The organism is Pseudoxanthobacter sp. (assembly GCF_036822375.1).
Taxonomy (GTDB): Bacteria; Pseudomonadota; Alphaproteobacteria; order Rhizobiales; family Segnochrobactraceae; genus Pseudoxanthobacter.
On the sequence record NZ_DAISHT010000070.1, the window covers coordinates 12,543 to 16,924 of the forward strand.

Annotated in this window: 4 protein-coding genes; 1 reads left to right on the forward strand and 3 read right to left on the reverse strand. The window is 70.0% G+C overall.

Features of this window, described 5'->3' with window-relative positions:
* Positions 1-37: 37 nt before the first annotated feature.
* Both V7067_RS08820 and V7067_RS08825 read right to left on the reverse strand, forming a co-directional pair.
* Positions 38-1,795: a type I secretion system permease/ATPase gene (locus V7067_RS08820; protein ID WP_334175524.1), complete on the reverse strand. Its 1,758-nt coding sequence runs from the start codon at positions 1,793-1,795 to the stop codon at positions 38-40.
* A 228-nt stretch (positions 1,796-2,023) separates the two neighbouring features.
* The gene (locus V7067_RS08825) at positions 2,024-2,407 is read right to left on the reverse strand and encodes a hypothetical protein (protein ID WP_334175525.1); all 384 of its coding nucleotides are present in this window, start codon (positions 2,405-2,407) and stop codon (positions 2,024-2,026) included.
* Positions 2,408-2,797: 390 nt separating this feature from the next.
* On the opposite strand from V7067_RS08825, the gene V7067_RS08830 reads away from it, so the two are divergent.
* Positions 2,798-3,748 (forward strand): DMT family transporter, encoded by a 951-nt coding sequence (locus V7067_RS08830; RefSeq protein WP_334175526.1) that lies wholly within the window; start codon positions 2,798-2,800, stop codon positions 3,746-3,748.
* Positions 3,749-3,835: 87 nt separating this feature from the next.
* On the opposite strand, the gene gpt is transcribed toward V7067_RS08830, so the two are convergent.
* A complete protein-coding gene (gpt, locus tag V7067_RS08835; protein WP_334175527.1) occupies positions 3,836-4,342 on the reverse strand; it encodes a xanthine phosphoribosyltransferase in 507 nt (168 codons plus the stop codon).
* Between the last annotated feature and the right edge of the window lie 40 nt (positions 4,343-4,382).

The following is a 4,382-nucleotide window of genomic DNA, read 5'->3' on the forward strand; positions in this document are numbered from 1 at the left end:
GCGATGTCGTCGCGGGGCGTCAGGTCGTGTTTCGCAGTCATTTCGCCTGCTCCCGTTTCGCCGGCTCTCTGGCGGGCAGGGTGGCGGTTGCCGGCGCGGCCGGCTGCATCAGCTCGCGCATCACGCTTTCCTTCGGGCCGAGGGCGGCCTGCCGGCCATCCTTCAGCACCAGCACCCGGTCGATGGCGGCAAGGCCGCCCGCACGGTGGGTGATGACCACCACCGCCGCGCCGCGTTTGCGGGCCGCCAGCAGCGCGGCGGTGAGCGCGGCATCGCCCTCCTGATCGAGGCTGGCGTTGGGCTCGTCGAGCACGATCAGGCTCGGGTCGCCGAACAGCGCCCGCGCCAGCGCGATGCGCTGCCGCTGGCCGCCGGAAAGGGCCGCGCCGCCCGGCCCGAGGCGGGTCATGTAGCCTTCCGGCAGGCGCAGGATCATCTCATGGGCGGCTGCGGCCTGTGCGGCGCGCACCACATCCTCGTTGCGGGCATCCATGCGGTGGCGGCAGATGGCATCGCGCACCGTGCCGCCGATCAGCTCCACATCCTGCGGCAGGTAGCCGATGTGGCGGCCGAGGCGGTCGGCATCCCACTGGTCGAGCGTTGCGCCGTCCAGCCGCACCGTGCCGGCCAGCGGCCGCCACAGCCCGGTGATGAGGCGGGCGAGGGTGGACTTGCCCGAGCCGCTCGGGCCGAGAATGCCGAGCCCTTCGCCGGGCGAGATCTGGAAGGTGATGCCTTCCAGCACCGGGCGGCGGGCCCCCGGCGGCGCGGCAACGACACCGGCGAGCGCCAGCCGGCCGAGCGGTGCCGGCAGTTCCATGGTGGGGCGCGCGGCCCCGGCGGCGGCAAGGCGGCTATCGAGGCGGCGCCAGGCGGCGCGGGCGCCGGCAATGGCCTTCCACTGCGCCACGATCTGGTCGATCGGGGCCAGCGCCCGGCCGAGCATGATGGAGGACGCGATCATCACGCCGCCGGTGGCGGCATGCTCGATGACGAGCACAGCGCCGGTTGCCAGCGTGGCCGATTGCAGGAACAGGCGGAACCCGCGCGAGGCGGCGGCAACGCGCGCCGCGGCATCGCCGCTGTCGCGGTCGGCGGCGAGGCCGGCCGCGCGCGCCGTGCCCCACAGCGCGGTGACGTGCGGGCGCATGCCCAGCGCCGTCACCGCCTCGGCCGAGCGGCGGGCCGCTTCCAGCATCTGCGCGGCCTGTGCGCCGTGCTGGGCGGCGCGGGCCATGGGCGCGCGGGTGAGGCGGTCGTTGACAATGGCGAGGGCGACGACGATCGCCGCACCGGCAAGGCCGATGAGGCCGAGCGACCAGTGCAGCAGCGCCAGCACGCCCAGATAGAGCGGCACCCAGGGCAGGTCGAACAGCGCCAGCGGCGCCGGGCCGCTGAGGAAACGGCGCAGTACCGCAAGGTCGGCCACGGCCCGGCCGGCAACGGGTTCGCCGCTGAAGGCATCGGCGATTTCGGCGCGGAAGGCGGCGGGGGCGAGCTGGTTTTCCAGCCGGTCGCCGAGGCGGGCGAGCACGCGGCCGCGGGCAAAGTCGATCATCGCACAGGCGACATAGAGCACCGCCGTGATCAGGCCCAGCGTGACGAGGGTGGGCAGCGAGCGGCTGGCCAGCACCCGGTCATAGACCTGCAACATGAACAGCGGGCCGGTGAGCATCAGCACATTGACGACACCGCTGAAGAGACCGACGCCGACGAACGCACCGCGCGAGGCGGCCAGCGCACCGGCCGCGGCGCTGTCAGGCGGGGAGAGAGAGGCTTTCGCGCGATCGGACATCGGCGTGTTTCCGGCTGGCAAGGGGGGCGGGTTCCGGCCGCCGCACGGAAGGCAGCCGGGCCGGCAGGCATGGGAGAACAGGGAGGGGCAAGGACAGGAACGGCAGAACAGGAACGGGAGACAGGAACGGCAGGACAGGAACGGAGCAGAGAAGAGCGGACGGAGATGAGCGGGAAGCCGCGGCGGCGTGCCGTGCGGCGGCCTGCGGCGCGGCCCCGGCCGTTCCGTTCAGGCGGCGTGCCGGCACCGGCCCGGCCGGACACCGGCCAGCGCCGCCTGCCACCGCGCCCGCGCTCCGGCCTCATTGGCGCGGATATTGGCCATCGTCAGGTCACCGAGGGCGACGCCGGCCAGCGTGTAGGTCTGCTTGTTGGCGGGAATGGCGATGACGACCGAGCCGTTCACCTGCGCAACGGTGAAGTTCATCGCACCGAACCAGCCGAAATCCAGCACATCGGTGGCCGGATCGAAGCGCAGCGTGGTCGCCGTCTTCCACATCCATGTCATGCGAATGACGCGCCCGTCAGTGCCGGTCTGCGGCGGGCCGGCAAAATCGGCCATGGCATTGGTAAAGGTGGTCTCGTTCGGTGAAATTGCGGCGCTGAAATTCATGGACGGTCCCCAGAATGATTATGCCGGAACCATCGGACGTGTGAAAAATAACAACAGTCGTCCGCGTTTTTCGTGATACCGGCGTGCTATGGCGCCGTCGCTTTTCGGTGCGGATTGGGGCTGAAAAGCGGCAGATTGGGGATATTACTTCGTTTTAATTGTCGCCCGGAAATGATTACAGACCTGTAATTTTTCTGTTCTGATAACAGGACTGCCCTGTCGTCACAGTGGCATGACGAATGGACGGCATTTGAAGTTCTCATTTCCCAAATGCCGGCCCTGTCCTTACGAAATGTCAGCCGCGGGGCCGGCAGAGGCCGCGCGGCGGGCGCGTGGGCCGGGAAGCGGGCTTGCGGGTCGGGAAGCAGATTTGCGGGCAGGGAGGCGGACATGACGGCTGACAGTCACCATGCCGGGGTGCACGGCAGCGGGCACGGCGCCGCGGGGCGTGCGGGCGCGGAGCGCTTCGCTCTGGTGGCCTTGTTCTGCGTGCTGTGGAGTTCGGCCTTTGCCGCCGGCAAGATCGCCATCGGCACCTGTCCGCCGCTGACCTTTCTGGCCATCCGGTTCGTGCTGGCGGGGGTGCTGATGCTGGGGCTGGCGGCCGCCTCCGGCCGGCTGCGGCTGCCGTCGCTGCGCGATGTGGCGGTGCTGGTGCTGCTGGGGCTGCTCAACAACGCGCTCTATCTGGGGCTCAACTGGAGCGGCATGAAAACGGTGTCGTCGGCCTTTTCGGCCATCATCGTCAGCGCCAATCCGCTGCTGACGGCCATCGCGGCGGCGCTGGTGCTGGGCGAACGGCTGACGGCGGTGCGCATCGCCGGGCTGCTGCTGGGCATGGCCGGCGTGGCTTTGGTGATGCGGGCGCGGCTTGCGGGCGGCGTGGAGGCCGGCGCCGGCACCCTGCTGATCGTGCTTGGCGTGCTGTCGCTGGTGGCGGGCACGGTGCTGTTCAAGCGCCTTGCGCCGCGCACGGACCTGTGGACCGGCAATGCCCTGCAATGCCTGTTCGCCGGGCTCTTCCTGGCGCCGGCGGCGCTGATGCTGGAAGACCCCGCCTCGATCGTGGCCGGGCCGGCATTCTTCGGCACGCTCGCCTACATGGTGGTGGCGGTTTCGCTCGGTGCCTACTGGCTGTGGTTCTACCTGCTGACGGTCTCAAGCGCGACGGTGGCCTCGTCGCTGCACTTTCTGATGCCGCCGCTGGGGCTGCTGTTCGGCTGGATGGTGCTGGGCGAGCCGGTGGCGCTGGCCGACCTTGCCGGCATCGTGCCCATCGCCATCGGTATCCGCCTCGTCACCCGGCCGGTGGCCACGCCCGCCTTTCGCCGCGGGCGATAAACGGCACGGGCCGGGCACCCGTGCGGCCCGGCCTGTGCGGCAGCGGTGCCGCGGCGCAATTCCGGCCGGGCACGCCCGGCCGCAGGGTCAGCCCAGAACGCCCTGTCCGATCGGGGGCTGGAAGCTGAGGCCCATGTCCCACGGGAAGTAGATCCAGGTATCCTGCGAAACCTCGGTCACGAACGTATCCACCAGCGGCCGGCCCATCGGCTTGGCATAGACGGTGGCGAGATGGCACTTCGGCAGCTGCGAGCGCACCTCGCGCGCCGTCTTGCCGGTATCCACCAGATCGTCGACCACCAGCAGGCCGGAACCGTCGCCGCCGGTCTCCTCGATGAGGCGCGGCGAGATGTGCTTCAGCACGGCAAGGTCACCCTGCTGCTGATAGTCGTAGGAGGCGATGCACACCGTCTCGATGATGCGGATGCCGAGTTCGCGCGACAGGATCGCGGCCGGCACCAGCCCGCCGCGGGTGATGCAGACGATGCCTTTCCACTCGCCCTGGCCGGCAAGCCGCCAGGAAAGCGCCCGCGCATCGCGGTGGAACTGATCCCACGAAACGGGGAAGATCTTCTCAGGGTTGGGACTGGCCATCGCGCAGGGTCTCCCTCTCGTGCAGGTATTCTGTCTTGTG

Coding starts and splice junctions, on each gene's coding strand:
- V7067_RS08820 (WP_334175524.1), bottom strand. CDS start 1,795: ATGTCCGATCGCGCGAAAGCCTCTCTCTCCCCGCCTGACAGCGCCGCG.
- V7067_RS08830 (WP_334175526.1), top strand. CDS start 2,798: ATGACGGCTGACAGTCACCATGCCGGGGTGCACGGCAGCGGGCACGGC.
- gpt (WP_334175527.1), bottom strand. CDS start 4,342: ATGGCCAGTCCCAACCCTGAGAAGATCTTCCCCGTTTCGTGGGATCAG.
- V7067_RS08825 (WP_334175525.1), bottom strand. CDS start 2,407: ATGAATTTCAGCGCCGCAATTTCACCGAACGAGACCACCTTTACCAAT.